The organism is Nocardioides sp. 616 (genome assembly GCF_002930065.1).
Taxonomy (GTDB): domain Bacteria; phylum Actinomycetota; class Actinomycetes; order Propionibacteriales; family Nocardioidaceae; genus Nocardioides; species Nocardioides houyundeii.
On record NZ_POAG01000011.1, the window covers coordinates 65,603 to 83,071 of the forward strand.

Annotated in this window: 15 protein-coding genes and 1 tRNA gene; 2 read left to right on the forward strand and 14 right to left on the reverse strand. The window is 70.5% G+C overall.

All coding sequences use genetic code 11. The features are described 5' to 3' along the window. Nucleotides 1-2: 2 nt before the first annotated feature. Together C5H89_RS04160 and C5H89_RS04165 are read left to right on the forward strand one after the other, a co-directional pair. Complete coding sequence (locus C5H89_RS04160; protein ID WP_162799202.1) at nucleotides 3-896, forward strand: XRE family transcriptional regulator; 894 nt, start codon at nucleotides 3-5, stop codon at nucleotides 894-896. A gap of 88 nt (nucleotides 897-984) precedes the next feature. Next, nucleotides 985-2,574, forward strand: coding sequence for a S8 family peptidase (locus C5H89_RS04165; protein ID WP_104105828.1), 1,590 nt, complete (start codon nucleotides 985-987; stop codon nucleotides 2,572-2,574). An 86-nt stretch (nucleotides 2,575-2,660) separates the two neighbouring features. Here C5H89_RS04165 and leuS read toward each other — a convergent pair whose 3' ends face one another. The 14 genes from leuS to C5H89_RS04235 all read right to left on the reverse strand — a co-directional run bounded on the left by leuS (nucleotide 2,661) and on the right by C5H89_RS04235 (nucleotide 17,411). Further along, nucleotides 2,661-5,150, reverse strand: coding sequence for a leucine--tRNA ligase (leuS, locus tag C5H89_RS04170; RefSeq protein ID WP_104105829.1), 2,490 nt, complete (start codon nucleotides 5,148-5,150; stop codon nucleotides 2,661-2,663). 216 nt (nucleotides 5,151-5,366) lie between these two features. After that, nucleotides 5,367-5,750: a DUF4870 domain-containing protein gene (locus C5H89_RS04175; RefSeq protein ID WP_205304854.1), complete on the reverse strand. Its 384-nt coding sequence runs from the start codon at nucleotides 5,748-5,750 to the stop codon at nucleotides 5,367-5,369. Nucleotides 5,751-5,976: 226 nt separating this feature from the next. Further along, nucleotides 5,977-6,049 (reverse strand) — tRNA-Ala (locus tag C5H89_RS04180). A gap of 70 nt (nucleotides 6,050-6,119) precedes the next feature. Continuing rightward, nucleotides 6,120-6,746, reverse strand: coding sequence for a histidine phosphatase family protein (locus tag C5H89_RS04185; protein WP_104105831.1), 627 nt, complete (start codon nucleotides 6,744-6,746; stop codon nucleotides 6,120-6,122). Then, nucleotides 6,739-7,179, reverse strand: a complete 441-nt coding sequence (rsfS, locus tag C5H89_RS04190; RefSeq protein WP_104105832.1) for a ribosome silencing factor — start codon at nucleotides 7,177-7,179, stop codon at nucleotides 6,739-6,741. Before rsfS ends, C5H89_RS04185 begins: the two co-directional genes overlap by 8 nt. After that, nucleotides 7,176-7,808 carry a nicotinate-nucleotide adenylyltransferase gene (nadD, locus tag C5H89_RS04195; protein ID WP_275887099.1) on the reverse strand — a complete coding sequence of 211 codons (633 nt, stop codon included), beginning with the start codon at nucleotides 7,806-7,808 and terminating at the stop codon, nucleotides 7,176-7,178. The genes rsfS and nadD overlap by 4 nt, the downstream gene beginning before the upstream one ends. Before the next feature lie 2 nt (nucleotides 7,809-7,810). After that, nucleotides 7,811-7,957 carry a hypothetical protein gene (locus tag C5H89_RS19060; RefSeq protein ID WP_205304855.1) on the reverse strand — a complete coding sequence of 49 codons (147 nt, stop codon included), beginning with the start codon at nucleotides 7,955-7,957 and terminating at the stop codon, nucleotides 7,811-7,813. 46 nt (nucleotides 7,958-8,003) lie between these two features. Continuing rightward, nucleotides 8,004-9,254, reverse strand: a complete 1,251-nt coding sequence (locus tag C5H89_RS04200) for a glutamate-5-semialdehyde dehydrogenase (RefSeq protein ID WP_104105834.1) — start codon at nucleotides 9,252-9,254, stop codon at nucleotides 8,004-8,006. Between the two features lie 32 nt (nucleotides 9,255-9,286). Further along, nucleotides 9,287-12,142 carry a DEAD/DEAH box helicase family protein gene (locus C5H89_RS04205; RefSeq protein WP_240181696.1) on the reverse strand — a complete coding sequence of 952 codons (2,856 nt, stop codon included), beginning with the start codon at nucleotides 12,140-12,142 and terminating at the stop codon, nucleotides 9,287-9,289. Between the two features lie 141 nt (nucleotides 12,143-12,283). Beyond that, nucleotides 12,284-13,237, reverse strand: a complete 954-nt coding sequence (locus tag C5H89_RS04210; RefSeq protein WP_104105836.1) for an electron transfer flavoprotein subunit alpha/FixB family protein — start codon at nucleotides 13,235-13,237, stop codon at nucleotides 12,284-12,286. 14 nt (nucleotides 13,238-13,251) lie between these two features. Next, nucleotides 13,252-14,040 (reverse strand): electron transfer flavoprotein subunit beta/FixA family protein, encoded by a 789-nt coding sequence (locus tag C5H89_RS04215; protein WP_104105837.1) that lies wholly within the window; start codon nucleotides 14,038-14,040, stop codon nucleotides 13,252-13,254. Nucleotides 14,041-14,207: 167 nt separating this feature from the next. Then, the gene (locus tag C5H89_RS19065; RefSeq protein ID WP_205304860.1) at nucleotides 14,208-15,056 is read right to left on the reverse strand and encodes a hypothetical protein; all 849 of its coding nucleotides are present in this window, start codon (nucleotides 15,054-15,056) and stop codon (nucleotides 14,208-14,210) included. 301 nt (nucleotides 15,057-15,357) lie between these two features. Then, nucleotides 15,358-16,305, reverse strand: coding sequence for a DUF6801 domain-containing protein (locus C5H89_RS04230; RefSeq protein WP_104105839.1), 948 nt, complete (start codon nucleotides 16,303-16,305; stop codon nucleotides 15,358-15,360). Between the two features lie 212 nt (nucleotides 16,306-16,517). Further along, complete coding sequence (locus C5H89_RS04235; RefSeq protein ID WP_104105840.1) at nucleotides 16,518-17,411, reverse strand: hypothetical protein; 894 nt, start codon at nucleotides 17,409-17,411, stop codon at nucleotides 16,518-16,520. Nucleotides 17,412-17,469: the final 58 nt, after the last annotated feature.

Here is a 17,469-nt window from a genome sequence, read left to right on the forward strand (position 1 = left end):
GGGTGCCGGACCCACCAGTCGGCTTCGCCGAGGTCCTCCGCCAGGCCATAGACAGGCGCGGGCTGCCTTTGGAGCGCGTCCGCGACCACCTGGACCTGTACGGTGCGTCGGTCAGTGTCGCCACCCTGAGCTACTGGCAGTCCGGCCGGAGCCGTCCCGAGCGCAAGAGCTCGTTGGCGGCGCTGGCACATCTCGAGACGGTGCTGGACCTGCCGGTGGGGACCCTGCGCTCGGCCTTGGCGACACCCCAGCCGCGTCGACGGCGCATGGTGGTGACCCAGCTGGACTCGCTGTGGCCGGAGGGACGGGCCGCGCGCGTGCTGGGAGGGCTCGATACGCGTTGGGACGCCGATCTGGACCGGGTCAGCGTCCACGACCTGGTCGAGATCGGCCCGGATCGGCGCCAGCGGATGCTCAACGTCCGCCAGGTGATGAGAGCTCGGGCCGACGGGCCCGACCGGCGGGTGGTGCTCCACTCCCAGAAGGACTGCCACGCACCCCTGCCCGAGATCCGAGCGCTTCGCGGCTGTCGGTTGGGCCGTACGACGAGCGACGAGGAAGGCGGGATCATCGGCGCCGAGCTGCTGTTCCTGCGACCGCTGCGCCGCGGGCAGACCGTGCTCGCGGAGTACGAGGCGGTCTCCGACGGGATGGGCCCCCTGGAGGACTCCTACGGACGCCGGCTCAGGCTCCCGGCCGGCGAGCACGTGCTCTCGGTGAGCTTCCACCCGGCCGCTCTGCCGGCCTCGTGCACCGCGACCAGCAGTGCCGGCAGGGAGACCAGGCTGGTCCTCGATCCGGCGCACTGCGTGCACGTGGTGGCCACTCCGGCCGCCGCGGGCACCACGACCATCCGCTGGACCTGGCCCCCGCAGCCGTCGCCGGGCGGCGCCTGAGTTAACTGTTAACCCGCGCCGCGCCTTGTGGCCGGCTGCGGAAGCGGCTCACTCTTCGAAGACTCACCTCTTCTCGGGAAGGATCCTCATGTCCACAAACTCCTCTCGCCCGGCGGTGCTGGCCCTGGCCGCACTGACGGGCGCAGCGCTCGCCCTGAGCCCGCTCGTCGCCGGCGCCTCCGAACAGGCCCCCAGCACCGTTGCCCGCACCGACGACGGTCCCGCCCCGGTGCTGGGCACCGCCGCGGACGACCGCTACATCGTGGTTTTCGAGGAGGGGGTGACCGATGCCCGGGTGGACACCGCACGCCGTGACGCACGAGGCCGCGGCGCACAGGTGAGCGCCACCTACCGCACCGTGCTCGACGGCTTCGCCGCCCGCCTGCCCGAGGCGGCGTTGGAGTCCCTGCGCAACGACCCGCGCGTGGCCTACATCGAGCCCGACCGTCAGGTCACCATCACCGAGACGCAGACCCCGGCAACCTGGGGACTGGACCGCATCGACCAGCGCAACCTGCCGCTCAACAACGCCTACACCTACACCCCCTCGGGGGCCGGCGTGACCGCCTACGTGATCGACACCGGCATCCGCACCACCCACTCGGAGTTCAGCGGCCGAGCGGTCTCGGGCTACTCCGCCATCAACGACGGCCGGGGCACCGAGGACTGCAACGGGCACGGCACCCACGTCGCGGGCACCGTGGGCGGGGAGACCTACGGCGTCGCCCAGGACGTGCGTCTGGTCGCGGTCCGGGTCCTGAACTGCAGCGGCAGCGGCAGCAACTCCGGCGTGATCGCCGGGGTGGACTGGGTGACCAGCAACCACAGCGCCGGTGCGCCCGCAGTGGCCAACATGAGCCTGGGCGGCAGCGTCTCGACCGCACTTGACTCCGCGGTCTCCCGGTCGATCGCCGACGGCGTCACCTATGCGCTGGCGGCCGGCAACGACTCGGGAGCCAACGCCTGCAACGGCTCCCCCGCCCGGGTGGGCCCGGCGCTGACGGTGGGTTCCTCCACCCGCACCGACGCGCGGTCCAGCTTCAGCAACATCGGGAGCTGCCTGGACCTGTTCGCGCCGGGCTCGGAGATCACCTCTGCCTGGTACACCAGCAACACCGCGACCAACACGATCAGCGGCACCTCGATGGCGTCCCCGCACGTCGCCGGCGCCGCCGCGCTGTACCTGCAGACCAACCCGAGCGCCTCGCCGGCCACCGTGGCCTCGGCACTGGTCTCCGCGGCCACCCCCGGCGTGCTCTCCGGCGTGGGCAGCGGCTCCCCCAACCGGCTGCTGTACACCGGCTCCGGGACCAGCACCCCCACGCCGACGCCGACGCCCACCCCGACGCCCACCCCGACGCCGGGCGTGTGCGCCCTGCCGGAGAGGGCGACCGGGTCGCTCAGCGGCACGGGTGACGCCGACCGCCACCCCGGGACCAGCGGTTCCTTCACGGCGGTGGCCGGCACCCACGTGGGCTGCCTCAGCGGCCCGTCGGGCGCCGACTTCGATCTCTACCTGGACCGGTGGAACGGCTCGGCCTGGACCACGGTGGCCCGAGGGGTCAGCTCCACCTCGAGGGAGTCGGTGACCTACACCGGAACGGCCGGCACCTACTCCTGGCGGGTGGTGTCCTACTCGGGCAGCGGCTCCTACACCGTGGGCTTCGACCGCCCCTGAGCCCCTACGCCGCGAGGCCCCCGCGAATGCTCACCGCGGGGGCCTCGTGGTCTCGCGCCGAGACGCTCGTGCTGGTTCGGAACCGCTCAGACGACGATGTTGACCAGCTTCGGTGCCCGCACGACCACCTTGCGCACCGGGCGACCGTCGATGGCCCGCAGCACGGCCTCGTCGGCCAGGGCCGCGGCCTCCAGGTCCGCCTCGGAGATGTCCGGCGCGACCTCGAGTCGGCCCTTCACCTTGCCCTGCACCTGGACCACGGCGGTGACGGAGTCCTCCACTAGCAGAGCCTGGTCGACCTCGGGCCAGCCCGCCTGGCTCACCGAGGGCTCGTGGCCCAGCCGCTCCCACATCTCCTCAGCGGTGTAGGGGGCGACCAGGGACAGCAGCACCGCCACTGTCTCCGCTGCCTCGCGCACCGCGGGGTCCGCCGGTCCGCACCCGGAGTCGATGGCCTTGCGGGTGGCGTTGACCAGCTCCATGGTGCGGGCCACCACCACGTTGAAGCGGTGGCTGGCCACCAGCTGGTCGGCGTCCGCGACCGTCCGATGGGTGACGCGGCGCAGCGCCAGGTCGCCGCCCTCGGGCGAGGTGCCGGGCTGGCTGGTGACGTCGCCGGACAGGCGCCAGGCGCGGGTGAGGAAGCGCAGCGAGCCGGCCGGTGAGACGTCCGCCCAGTCGATGTTGTCCTCGGGCGGGCTGGCGAAGACCAGCGTCAGCCGGACGGCGTCCACGCCGAACGCGTCCAGCTGCTCGCCCAGGTTCACCCCGTTGCCCAGCGACTTGCTCATCTTGCGCCCCTGGTTGAGCACCTTGCCCTGGCTCAGGTAGGCCGAGAACGGCTCGTCCCAGCCGACCAGGCCCATGTCGCGCAGCGCCTTGGTGAAGAAGCGCGCGTACAACAGGTGCAGCACGGCGTGCTCGTCGCCACCGACGTACAGGTCGACAGGGCCCCACGCGTTCGCCAGTGCCTGGTCGAAGGGCTGGGTCTCGTCGTGGGGGGAGACGTAGCGGAAGAAGTACCACGAGGAGTCCACGAAGGTGTCCATCGTGTCGGTGTCCCGGCGGGCCGGACCACCACACGTCGGACAGGTCGTCTCCACCCACTCCGTGGCACCGCCCAGCGGGGAGGTGCCCTTGGGCTTGAGGTCGGCGCCCTTCAGCTCCGGCAGCCGCACCGGCAGCTGGTCGTCGGGGACGGCGACCTCACCGTGCTCGGCACAGTGCACGATCGGGATCGGAGCGCCCCAGTAGCGCTGGCGGCTGAGCAGCCAGTCCCGCAACCGGAAGTTGACCGTCCCGGTGCCGCGGTCCTCGGCCTCCAGCAGCTCGATGACCTGGTGAATGCCGGCGGCCTTGTCGGTGACGCCGTCCAGCGGGCCGGAGTTGACGTAGACGCCGTTCCCGGTGGTGGCCACCCCGGACTCCTCCGGGTTCTCCTCTCCGGTGTCGACGACACGGCGTACCGGCAGGCCCATCGCCCGGGCGAAGTCGAGGTCGCGCTGGTCGTGGGCCGGCACCGCCATGATCGCGCCCGTGCCGTAGTCGGCCAGCACGTAGTCGCTGGCCCACACCGGCATCTGCTCCCCGGTCACCGGGTTGGTCGCGGTGACGCCCAGGTCGACCCCGCTCTTGGGCCGGTCGGTGGCCAGCCGGTCGATGTCGCTGGCCTTGCGCACCTCGGCCAGGTAGTCCTCCAGCGCGTGTCGGCGGTCGTCGGTCACCAGACGCTGGGCCAGCTCCGCGTCGGCCGCGACCACCATGAACGTCGCACCCCACAGGGTGTCGGGACGGGTGGTGAAGACGGTGACCGGCTCCCGGTCCGCGATGTCGAAGGTCACGTGCGCGCCCTCGGAGCGACCGATCCAGTTGCGCTGGGCGTTGATCACCTTGCTCGGCCAGGTCGGCGCCAGGTCGTCCAGGCTGTCCAGCAGCTCCTGGGCGTACTCGGTGGTGCGGAAGAACCACTGGGTCAGCTCACGCTTGGTCACCTCCGCGCCGCAACGATCGCAGGCGCCGTCGACGACCTGCTCGTTGGCCAGCACGGTCTGGTCGACCGGGCACCAGTTGACCGGCGACTTCTTCCGGTAGGCCAGGCCCTTCTCGTGGAAGCGCAGGAAAAGCCACTGGGTCCAGCGGTAGTACTCCGGGTCGGAGGTGTTGAACCGTCGGGTCCAGTCGAAGCTGGTGCCGTAGCGCTGGAACGAGCGGAACTGGGTGTCGATGTTGTCGTAGGTGTACGCCGCCGGGTGGGCATCGTTCTTGATCGCGGCGTTCTCGGCGGGCAGACCGAACGAGTCCCAGCCCATGGGGTTGAGGACCTCGTAACCCTTCAGCCACCAGTAGCGGGCGACGACGTCGTGCAGCGCCATCACCTCGGCATGACCCATGTGCAGGTCGCCGCTGGGGTAGGGGAACATCGTCAGCGCGTAGCGCTTCTCCCGGGGACTGTCGTCGTCGGCCCGGAACTGCTGCAGCCGCTCCCACACCGGGAGCCACTTGGCCTCCACGGCCGCGACGTCGTACGCCGACTCGCGGTCGGTCTCGCTCGGTGCCGGGGTGGTCTGCTGGCTCATGTCCGTCTCCTCGTCGTCTGCGTCTGCTCCGGCCCGGGCCCCGCTGCGGGGCACAAAAAAACCCTCCGGGCAGGGAGGGTGGCCGCGGTGATCGTGCTGATCAGCGCGGCTGTCCAAGAAGGAGCGTCGTACGCATGGAGCCATGGTAACCCCGCCCGGCGCGGCGCGTCATGGCGAGGCGCGCGAGCCGGACGGGGCCGAAGGATCCCAAGGACGTCAGGAGACGAAGCGCGGGGTCAACGGCGGGCTCCACCACTCCCCCTTGTTCGCCTTCAGTGCCCCGATGACGTGCAGGACGAAGGCCACCAGCAGAGCCAGCGGGTAGGTCACGAACCCGATCAGCACCAGCATCAGCGGGAACGAGATCAGCAGGATGATCCCCGTCATGATCTGGACGTTGAGCGAGTTGGCCGCGTGGGTCCGGACGAAGTCTCCGCGGTCGCGGTAGACCAGGTAGATCACCAGGGAGCCCACGAAACCGAGCAGTCCGGCCGAGGCGACCATGGCCACCAGCGGCACGAGGTGGGCCAGCATGCCGAAGGTGCGCTCGTCACCGGCGGCAACCGGCGTCTGGGGCGGGCCGTAGTACGGCTGACTCATCTTCATCACTCCTCGAGGGTGGTCGGTCGCCGCCCTCACCACTACTCAACCACGGGGAGTGCCGCGACGTTCCCGACTTCGGGGTCTACTCAGGGGCAAGCCGGCTCATCCCCTCACCGCCACAACTGAGCATGTGCAGCCCCTGGAGGGCGCATAAATGCACCAGAGGCCGTGTCGCGTCCTGTTGCTAGGACTGCTTCACGGCCTCTGAGTCTTGCTACTTCGGTGGAGCTGAGGGGACTCGAACCCCTGACCCTCTGCATGCCATGCAGATGCGCTACCAGCTGCGCCACAGCCCCATCATTCCCACCTGTTCGGTGGCAACTCGCAGAATGTTAGCCAATGGCCGATCGGGATGCGAATCGGGGGTCAGGCATGGCGGTTGTAGGCGACCAGCCGGCGTCCGTCCGCCGGGCCGGTGGGGTCGCCGGAGTCGTCGACCAACGCCCAGTGGCAGTTGCCGAGCGCGCCCAGGACGGCGGAGGCGGCGGGCGGCAGCGCCAGCCACTCCAGCAGCGAGACCTTGGTCGCCGCGCCGTGCCCCACCACGATCCCCAGCTCCCCCGGCGCCAGCGCGGCCAGGGCGTCGTCCAGGGCGCCGGTGACCCGAGCGGTCACGGTCGCCCGCGACTCCCCGCCCGGCGCGACGTCGTACTGGCCGGCCCGGAAGCGCCGGAACTCCTCGGGATGCGTGGCGGCGTACTCGGCCATCGTCTGACCGGTCCGCGCGCCGAGGTCGAACTCACGCAGCCGGGCGTCGGTGGCGACCGAGACGCCGGCAGCATCCGCGACCGTCTCGGCTGTCACGCGGGCCCGAGCCAGGTCGGAGGAGCGCACGAAGGCGGGCTCCATCGCAGCCAGCACCGGCGCCACGCTCTTGGCCTGGAGCAGGCCGGTCTGGTCCAGCGGCACGTCGCGCTGTCCCTGCGCCCGGTGCTCGGCGTTCCAGGCCGTCTGGCCGTGCCGCAGCAGCAGCAGCCGCCGGGGCTCAGTCACCCGAGGGCGCGGCCGGGTCCGTGACGGTCTCGTCCTCGTCCTGCGCCCGGTTCGGGGCGGCCGTGGGCGCCTCAACACCCTCAGGCAGGGAGATGGACGGGCAGTCGCGCCAGAGTCGCTCGAGAGCGTAGAAGGCGCGCTCCTCCTCGTGCTGCACGTGGATCACCACGTCGCCGTAGTCGATGAGGACCCAACGCCCGTCCCGGCCACCCTCGCGCCGGATCGGCTTGACGCCGTGCTCGCGCAGCTTGTCCTCGACCTCGTCGACGATGGCCTTGACCTGACGGTCGTTGGACCCCGAGGCGATGAGGAAGGCGTCGGTGATGGCCAGCTGCTCGCTGACGTCGAAGGCGACGATCTGCTTGGCGAGCTTGTCGGAGGCCGCGAGCGCGGCCGTCCTCACGAGCTCGATGGCGTGGTCTGTGGCGGTCACTGGGTGTCCTTCTGCCCTGCGGGAACCGCAGGGACGGAGTAGAGGTGGTGCTTGGCGATGTACTGCACGACACCGTCCGGCACGAGGTACCAGACGGGCTCGCCGCGCTTCTTGCGCTCACGGACGTCGGAGGAGGAGATGGCCAGCGCCGGGATCTCGACCAGGGAGACGCGGTCCGCCGGGATGGCGTCGAGCGCCTGGGCGTCCATCTCGTAGCCGGGCCGCGTGCAGCCCACGAAGTTGGCGAGCTCGAAGAGCTCGTCGGCGTCACGCCAGGTGAAGATGTCTGCCAGCGCGTCCAGGCCGGTGATGAAGTACAGCTCGGCGTCGGGCAGCTCGACGTGCAGGTCGCGCAGCGTGTCGATGGTGTACGTCGGCCCGCTGCGGTCGATGTCGACCCGGCTGACCCGGAAACGTGGGTTTGCGGCGGTGGCGATCACCGTCATCAGGTAGCGGTGCTCGGCACCTGAGACGTCGCGGTCCGCCTTCTGCCACGGCGCGCCGGTCGGCACGAAGACGACCTCGTCGAGGTCGAACCAGGCCTGCACCTCGGAGGCGGCCACCAGGTGGCCGTGGTGGATGGGATCGAAGGTGCCGCCCATCACCCCGACTCGGCGCGGAGTGTCCACGCTCAGCTGTGCTCGCGCCCGCCGCCGAAGGCCACCAGAGCACCGAGGAGGGCGAGGAGGATGATCAACGTGCCAACGCCCACGGCGTAGGGGTGGATGGCGGGCTCACCGTGCTCGGACGCGGCCAGGATCAGGTCGTTCAGCGACATGTCCGCGATCCTACCGGCACGCTCCCCCGTTGCACGCGGCGGCGCCTCAGCGGACGTGCCCGTCGCCGGTGACGACGTACTTGGTGGAGGTCATCTCGGGCAGGCCCATCGGCCCCCGGGCGTGGAGCTTCTGGGTGCTGATGCCGATCTCGGCGCCGAAGCCGAACTCCCCACCGTCGGTGAACCGGGTCGAGGCGTTCACCAGGACCGCGGCCGAGTCCACAGCAGCGGTGAAGCGCTGAGCGGCGGCGAGGTCCTCGGTCACGATGGCGTCGGAGTGGGCGCTGGAGTAGCGGCGGATGTGGGCGATCGCCTCGTCCAGCGACTCCACCACCTTGGCCGAGATGTCCAGCGAGAGGTACTCGGTGCCGTGGTCCTCCTCGGTCGCGGCCAGCACGCCGTCGAAGTCGAGGAAGGAGTCGTCACCGTGGATGGTCACGCCCTCGGCCTGCAGCGCCTCGACCACCCGCGGCAGGAAGTGGGAGGAGATGTCCTCGTGGACCAGCAGCGACTCCGCCGCGTTGCAGACGCTGGTGCGGTGGGTCTTGGAGTTCACGACGATGGCCAGCGCCTTGTCGAGGTCGGCCGCCCGGTCCACGTAGACGTGGCAGTTGCCCACGCCCGTCTCGATCACGGGCACGGTCGACTCCTGCACCACCGAGCGGATCAGCCCCGCCCCGCCGCGCGGGATGAGCACGTCGACCAGCCCGCGGGCCCGCATCAGGTCCTTGACGCTGTCGTGGCTCTCCCCCGGCACCTGCTGCACCACGTCCGCCGGCAGGCCAGCAGAGGCCACCGCCTCACGCAGCGCTGCCACGATGGCGGCGTTGGAGGACCGGGCGCTCGAGGAGCCCCGCAGCAGCACCGCGTTGCCGGACTTCAGGCAGATCCCTGCGGCGTCGGCGGTGACGTTGGGCCGCGCCTCGTAGATCATGCCGACGACGCCGAAGGGCACCCGCACCTGGCGCAGCTCCAGGCCGTTGGCCAGCCGTGAGCCCCGGACCACCTCGCCGACCGGGTCCGGCAGCCCGGCCACGTCGCGCAGGCCCTGGGCCATCGCCTCCAGCCGCTCAGCGGTGAGGCGCAGCCGGTCGATCATGTTGGCCGGCGAACCGCCGGCCTCGGCCCGCTCGACGTCCTCGGCGTTGGCACGCAGGATGTCCGGCGAGCGCGCCACCAGCCCCTCGGCCATGGCGCGCAGCGCGTGGTCCTTCTGGGCACGGGTGGCCAGCGCGAGCTCGTAGCTGGCTTCGCGGGCCCGGAGCGCCACGGCGCGCAGGTCCTCGGTGGTCGTCATGGGTCGAGCCTATCCGCGGAGCGCGACGAGGCTCACGTCCAGTGACGGCGTATCACGGTGGTGACCTCGAACGGGTCGGCCCCCGCCTGGGCAGCGAGCACGCCGGCGCCCTCCGGGGACCCGGTGTAGAGCAGCCGCTCACCACCCACCCAGCGGTCCCAGGCCCGGGAGAAGCACCCGGCACGGGTGGCGTTGACGCCCAGCACCGTGGGGACGCTGTGCCAGACCACCCCCGTCGCTCCGCGGGCCCGCACGGCTGCAGCGGCCTGGGCCAGGGTCCGGGCTCGACCCACCGGGGACGCCGGGACGTCCCCCACGTGCCGGGCCACCACGTAGCGCGGTGCCGCCATCGGCGCGAGCACCTCGTCCAGCGCCTCGGTGAAGACCTCGGAGTCAGCCAGCGGGGCGCCCGCGATCCGGCAGCGGTACTCCCCGCCCTCGTGCACCTCGACCACCACGTCGTGCGGCCCGGCGCCCACCAGGCCGGCCTCGTTGAGTCCTTCGGCCACCGCGCACGCCACCGCGTGGACCGTCGGGGGCGCCGACGCCTCGAGCAGCAGGTCGCGAGCCCAGGCATTGAGCGCGTGACTGCGCAGCCGCCAGGAGAGGCCGGCGAGCCCGAGCCCGCCCGCGCTGACCAGCCCCAGGGCCGTCGCCACGGCCAAGCCGACGGTGCCCGGAACCGCCCCCGCAGCCGGCACCAGCGCCGCGCCGCCGCCGGCCAGCAGCACACCCGCGCCGAGGGGCCCGCCGGCCGCGACGCCGATGAGCTCCGGGCCCTCCGGCACCTCGCGCAGCACCACCGCGTCCGGGCCCTGGACGACTCGGGCGGGCTGCGGAGTCGGCAGTCGCACCGGCTGTCCCGCCGTGACGGTGCTCGCGGGTCCACCGACAACCCGCAAGGTGGCCACGGTCCGGTCGTCGTACGGCTCCCCCACCCGCCAGCGCCGAGCGATCTCCGCCCGCTGCGCGCATCGCACTCGCATCCGGGCGTTGACGCTCGCGATCTCGGTGGTGGGCGGCGGTCCGAACTCCGAGAACGCCGAGTCCAGGTGGGCGACCCCGTCGACCACGTCGCCGTCCTCGTCGACGCAGTGGAACCCGTGGTGCTTGCGGACCAGGCGGTCCCAGTCGTTGCCGCCCTTGGGGTGGGCGTCGGAGACACAGACCACCGACCAGTTGATCGCGACCTTGTCGGGCCATCCCGGGTCGGTCCGCAGCGCGCGACCCCGGGTCTGGACCACCGCAGTCAGGGTGGTCGCGGTGGTCAGGTCCACCAGGCCGGTGACCCCGCGCGCGTCCCATCCCTCGCCCAGCAGTCCTCGAGTCCCGACCAGGACGCCGCACCCGCCCGACTCGAAGAACCGCGTGACGTGACCCACCCAGCGCCGGCTGGTCCAGGGCCCGGCGAGCTGGCACACCGAGGTCCCCGGAAGCGGTAGGACGGCGAGCCGGGCCGCGACCCCGGGCTCGGTCTCGGCGACGTGCTCGACGAGGGCCAGCAGCGGCCCGCGCTCCCCCGCCACCGTGGAACCGGTGACCATGAGGGGCGACAGCGCGCGTGTCGTGGGATCGGCAACGAGCGTCTCCAGGACCGCCACCGCCGAGCCGGACTGCTGGTCGAGGACGCCGTCGAGTCCCGTCGGCAGCGTCGCGGACGCGCGTTCGTGGTCGCAGAGGACCAGCATCCGCAGCCTCGGTCCCAGGACCGCCAGCTCGCAGGCCACGATGTCGACCGTGGCGTTGGCCTTCGCGCGCGAGCGGGCCAGCACCCGGTCGACCGAGGACCGGCCACGCCGGATCCCGTGGCGGGTCCACGAGAAGCCCACGGAGCTGAGCGCTCGGCGCACCACCTGCACGACCTCGTCGTCGCGGGGGTCCCCAGTGACCGCGACGTGCCTCAGCAGCCAGTCCTCGACCACCTCCAGCCAGTCCTCCACGGACGGAGGACGGCGGTGCTCCTCGCCGGGACGAGCGCCGTGCGGCAGTGCGACGAGACCCTGGTGGTGGAGCCGGAGCACTGCTCGCGCGGCTGCAGGGCTCTGCCGGGCCAGGGTGGTCCAGGTGAGCGTCCGCGGCACCGGGAGGACGAAGCGGCGGTCGATCCACTCCAGGAACGGCACAGATCCGAAGCCGGGATCCGTCAGGTGGGTGGTGAGCTCGGCGAAGCGGGTCCCCTCCTCGGCCAGCCACTGCTCCTCGTCGGCGGTGGGGGTCGTCAGCCAGGCCAGCTCGGCGAACGGAGCCAGGTCCCCCTCCTTCACCACCGCGGGCACCCCGGCGGAGAACGTCACCTCCCCGAAGAGGTCGTCGACGAGCTGGGCCTGGTCGGGGCGCAGCGTCTCGGGCGGCGTGGCGGTCAGTCCCAGCACGCGGGCTGTGGGCAGCTGTTCCAGGAGCTCCCCCAGCAGCCGTCCCCAGACCTCCAGGAGGTGGTGGCACTCGTCGAGCACCAGCAGCAGTCCCTCTTCCCGGCGCATCCGCTCGACCAACGCCAGACCTCGTGGATGGAGCCGGTCCAGGAGTGCCGTCGGCGCCGGGGGATCGGACTCCTCGGACTCCTCGGACTCCGGGTCGAACACGGCCAGCGACTGGTAGGTCAAGGAGGTCATCGTGTGGGCGAGCTCGCGCGTCTCGCTCACCTCCAGACCCTGCGACTCGCCGGCGCGGGTCCACTGAGCCTGGATGGCGGTGTTGGGGCTCAGCACCACCGCATGGGTGACCTCGCCCGCTGCCAGGTGCGCACCGATGGTCTCGATCCCGACCCGGGTCTTGCCGGCCCCTGGCGGTAGTACCACCCAGGCCCGGGTGCGCCCCATCGCCCAGGTCGCGTGCAAGGCGGCCAGCGCCCGCCGCTGGTGGACGCGCAGCACAGGGGGTGGAATCACCGCGTCACGATAAGCGGTCGGCGTGCACGGCACCGCCAGGTGTCGCGGCCGCGGTGGCCGCCTGGTCGGGAAACGGCCGGGAAATGGCTGGCGCCCCGACCCCAGCGGGGACGGGGCGCCGGCGTGCGCGGGTGGAGCGGCTCAGCCCTTGCGGGCCTTGACGAGCTCCGTGGCGGCGGGCAGCACCGAGTGCAGGTCGCCGACCACACCGAAGTCGACGAGCTCGAAGAGCGGCGCCTCCTCGTCCTTGTTGATGGCGACGATGGTCTTCGAGGTCTGCATGCCGGCCCGGTGCTGGATGGCACCGGAGATCCCGGCGGCGACGTACAGCTGCGGCGAAACGGTCTTGCCGGTCTGGCCGACCTGGAAGGTGTGCGGCTTCCAGCCGGAGTCGACCGCAGCGCGCGAGGCACCGACGGCAGCACCGAGCGAGTCGGCGAAGTCCTCCACCGGCTCGAAGTTGCCGCCCGTGCCACGGCCACCCGAGACCACGATCGCGGCCTCGGTCAGCTCGGGGCGACCGGTGGCCTGACGCGGCTGGGAGGCCACGATCTGGGCGGTCTTGGCGCCGTCGGAGATCGTCGCGGCGAACTCCTCGACGGTGCCGGCACCGGCCTTCTCCTCCGGTGCGGCGGAGTTGGGCTTGACGGTGATGATCGGGGTGCCCTTGGTGACCTTGGCGGTGACGGTGTAGTTGCCGGCGAAGACCGACTGGGTGGTCACCGGACCCTCCTGCACGTCCACCGCGTCGGTGATCAGGCCGGAGGAGGTCTTGATGGCCAGACGCGCGGCCACCTCCTTGCCCTCCACCGAGGAGGGGATGAGCACAGCGGCAGGCGAGGTCTTCTCCACCAGCTGCTGCAGGGCCTCGGCCTTGGGGGCCACGAGGTAGCCCTTGATCTGCGCGTCATCGACGACGTAGACCTTCTCCGCGCCGTACTTCTTCACGGCCTCGGCCACCTCGGCGCCCTGGGCAGCCGAGCCGATGAACACCGCGGACGGCTCACCGAGCCGCGCGGCGATGGTGAGCAGCTCGTACGTCGGCTTCTTGACAGCACCGTCGACGTGGTCGACCACAACGAGAACTTCAGACATGGGTCACACGCTCCTCAGATGAACTTCTTCGAGGCGAGGAAGTCCGCGAGCGCCTTGGCACCCGTGCCGTCCTCGTCCTTGACGATCTCGCCGGCGGTGCGCGGCGGGCGGGCAGTGGTGTCCTCGACGGCGCTCCAGGCGACGGAGAGGCCGACCTCGCCGGCGTCCACACCCAGGTCTGCGAGCGAGAAGGTCTCCATCGGCTTCTTCTTGGCCGCCATGATCCCCTTGAAGGAGGGGTAGCGGGCCTCGCCGGACTGGTCGGTGACCGAGAGCACGAGCGGCATGGTGGCGCCGATCACCTCGGTGGCTGCGTCGCCGTCGCGCTTGATCCGGACCTGGTCGCCCTGCGTCTCCACGACGGAGGCCTGGGTGACCTGCGGGAGGCCGAGACGCTCGGCGAGCATCGCGGGCACCACGCTCATGCCGGCGTCGGTCGAGGCCATGCCGCACAGGACGAGGTCGACGGAGCCGAGCTTCTCGATGGCCTTGGCGAGCACCAGGGAGGTGGCGATGGAGTCCGAGCCTGCGATGGCCTCGTCGACCACGTGCACGCCCTTGTCGGCGCCCATCTGCAGCGCCTTCCGCACCGCGTCGACTGCCTTCTCAGGTCCCACGCACAGCGCAGTCACCTCGACACCGTCGCCGGCCTTCTCCTTGATCTGGAGGGCCTGCTCGACGGCGTACTCGTCCAGCTCGGAAAGGAGACCGTCGACGCCAACGCGATCGACGGTGTTGTCCGACTCGAACTGCCGATCGGCAGTGGCGTCGGGGACGTGCTTCACGCAGACAACAATGTTCATGGTGGTGTGCCCGAAGGCTCCTCCTGTGCGCTGGGAATGTGTTCGCGAGGTTACAACGCAAGACCCCACCGCGGCACATGCGTCCACGGTGGGGTCTCTCACACCGGCGGGCCGGTGCTTCGAGCCGGTCGTCCTGGTCAGGACGACCGGCTCTGCTGCTCAGCTGTTCAGCACTTGAAGATGATGCAGGCGAGCCTCTTCAGGGCGGCCAGGATCTTGGCGAAGAAGTCGTTCGGGCCCGGCGTCGGCGTCACGGTCGGGGTCGGCGTCGGCTTCACGGTCGGCGTGGGCGTAGGCGTCACGGTCGGCGTCGGGGTCGGCGTGGGCGTCACGGTCGGGGTGGGGGTCGGCGTCGGCGTGGGGGTCGGCGTCGGCGTGGGGGTGGGCGTGGGGGTGGGCGTGGGAGTCGGAGTCGGCGTCGGCGTGGGGGTCGGCGTGGGCTTGGCCACAACCTCGAAGGTGTCGACCGTGGTGTCCGCGCCGGCGGCTGCCGTGCACTGCACGTCGACCGCGGTGGTGCCGCCGGTCGCGGAGGTGAAGACCAGGTCCGCGGTGTAGCTGGGCACCTTGACGGTCTTGACGCCGACGGTGTCAGCCACGTAGTTGGCGGTGGCCGATCCGGAGATGGCCAGGACCAAGGGGGTACCGGCGGCACCCAGGGGGGTGCTCGGGATGTTGGCCGTGGCGGGGGCAGCTGCCCCGTTGACCGTGGTCGCGATGTTGGCGGTGCCGGAGACCGTGACGCCGAGGTTGCGGGAGACGTCCGCGGTAGCAGCAGGGACAGTGATCGTCGACGTGAAGTTCACGGCCCTGGAGTCGCCCACGGTCAGGGTGGCGGGCAGGTTGGTGTCGGAGACGGTTCCGAAGTCGGACGACAGGAAGCCGCCCAGCAGCTTGCAGTTGTAGGTGACGTTGCCGCTGACAGCCGAGGCGGACGGCGCGAAGGCGGCGAGACCGGCGGCCGCCATCGCGGTGGTTGCGGTCAGCGCGAGGCTGCGCTTGAGAACATTGAGCATGGGTTTCCCTCCCCTAGAAAAGTGAGCCTTACGGACAGGTAGGTTACTGATCCGTAACTCAAATGTGACCTTAGCCACTTCTCACCGGGAAACGGGAGGTCCTTCTCAGGTTCTGGACACTTTGTTTCGAGCAGATGTCGAAGGGCTCTCAGCACAGACAAGTCCATCCCCGATAGTGGGGATCATTGAGCCCCGATGTCGCCTCGGGGGCCGACCGGGCACCGTCCGGGACGAAATGGGACGAACCCCGCCCGGTCAGACCGGGGCGGGGTTCGTCGATGGTGCGGGGATCAGGCAGGAATCACTTGATCTTGATGGTGTACGTGGTCTTCGAGCGCTTGGACAGGTCGGCACCCTTGTAGTTCGCCTTCAGGGTGTACTTGCCCTTCTTGGAGATCTTGGTGAAGACGTTGGTCGCCTTGCCCTTCTTGTTCAGGGTGACGGTGACCGTCTTGCCGATCTTCTTGTTGCCCTTCTTCAGCACGAGCTTGACGTCACCGGCAGCGGCAGTCTTGTCCTCGTTGCGGACCTGGACCAGGGTGACGAGCTTCTTGGCCTTCTTCTTGTACGTGGCCTTCACCACCTTGGTGGTGGTGTCCTGGGCCGCCGGCGCCGGGGTCGGGGTCGGGGTCGGAGTGGGGACCGGGGCGTTCGGGTCGGTCACGGTGAAGGTGTCGACCGTGGTGTCCGCGCCGGTGGCGGCGGTGCACGAAACGGCCACCGGGGTGCCCGCGGCAGTGCTGCCGGAGTTGGTGAAGACCAGTGCCGCGGTGTAGTTGGGCACCTTGACGACCTTGGTGCCAGCGGTGTCGGCGACATAGTTCGCCGTTCCGGACCCGGCGATGCTCAGGACCAGGGGGGTGCCTGCTGCGCCGAGGGAGGTGGTGGGCACGGGTGCGGTGGCCGGAGCTGCGGCACCGTTGATGGTCGTCGCGATGCTCGCGGTGCCCGCGACGGTGTCGCCCAGCAGGTTGCGAGCGGCGTCGGCGGTGGTCGCCGGGACGGTGATGGTCGAGGTGAAGGCGACCGGCGTCGAGCTGCCGAGGGCAACCGAGGCGGGGAGGTTCGTGTCCGCGACCGTGGTGAAGTCGGACGGGACGACGAGCCCGCCGCCGATGTCGAGGTTGCAGTTGAACGTGATGTTCCCGCTGGCGGCCGTGGCCGACGGAGCGAAGGCCGCGAAGCCGGCGGCTGCGACGGCGATCGAGGCGCCGGCTGCCAGGGAACGACGGAGTGAAGAGTTGCGCATGAAGTATTGCCCTCCAGGTAAGTGCGTAGAGGGGCAGTTCTTGTTACCCCCCCGTAACTGAACGTGACTCTAGCCACAATTGGGGAGAACTCCTAGCCAGACCGACATATGACGTAGGGGCGCGCGCAATTGGTGCTCGCGGTCTCCCGGGCCAAATGCAACGTTCCCCGCACCGGCGAGCCGGTGCGGGGAACGAGGTGCTGCTGATCAGGTCACTTGATGACGAGCTTGACCTTGCTGCTGGACTTCTTCGAGGCGTCGCTGCCCTTGTAGTTGACCTTCAGGGTGTACTTGCCCTTCTTGGCCACCTTGGTGAAGACGTTCTTGGCCTTCCCCTTCTTGTTCAGGGAGACGGTGACGGCCTTGCCGACCTTCTTGTTGCCCTTCTTGAGCACGAGCTTGACGTCGCCGGTGGCGGCGCTGTCGTCGGCGTTGAGGACCTCGACCTTGGCGACGACCTTCTTCGCCTTCTTCTTGTAGACGGCCGACGCCTCGGTGGACGTCTTCTGGACGGCCGGGGCGTTGGGGTCGACGACGTTGAACGTGTCCACCGCGGTGTTGGCGTCGGCCGCGGCGTTGCACACCACGTCGACCTTGGTCTGGGTGCCGGTGGCGGCCTTCACGAAGACCAGGTCGGCGGTGTAGCTCGCGAGCTTCACCGTCTTCTTGCCGGCCTTGTCGGCGACGTACGGAGCCGAGGAGGAGCCGGTGACCTTGAGGTCCAGCGCGCCGGTGGTGCCGGCGATGTTGGTGGCGGGCAGCGTGGCCGTGGCGGCAGCGGCCTGGCCGTCGACGGTGGTGGCGATGGCAGCCGAGCCCTGCACGGTCTCGCCGAAGGTACGGGCGGTGTTGGCGGTGCTCTCCGGCACGGTGATGGTGGCGGAGAAGTCGATCTGCGTGGAGCTGCCCAGCGGCACCGAGGCCGGCAGGGTGGTGTCGGCCACGGTGGTGAAGTCGGCCGAGACGAGGCCACCGAGCAGCTTGCAGTTGAACGTCATCTTGGCGCTCTCAGCCTGGGCGGCGGGCGCGAAGCTGGCCATCCCGACGGCGGCGACGGCAACCGAGGCGCCGGCGGCGATGGAGCGGCGAAGTGCAGAAGTACGCATGAAGATATTTCCTCCGAAGTGGTTCTTCACGAGAAGATCGAAGTCTTCCGTGGCTGAG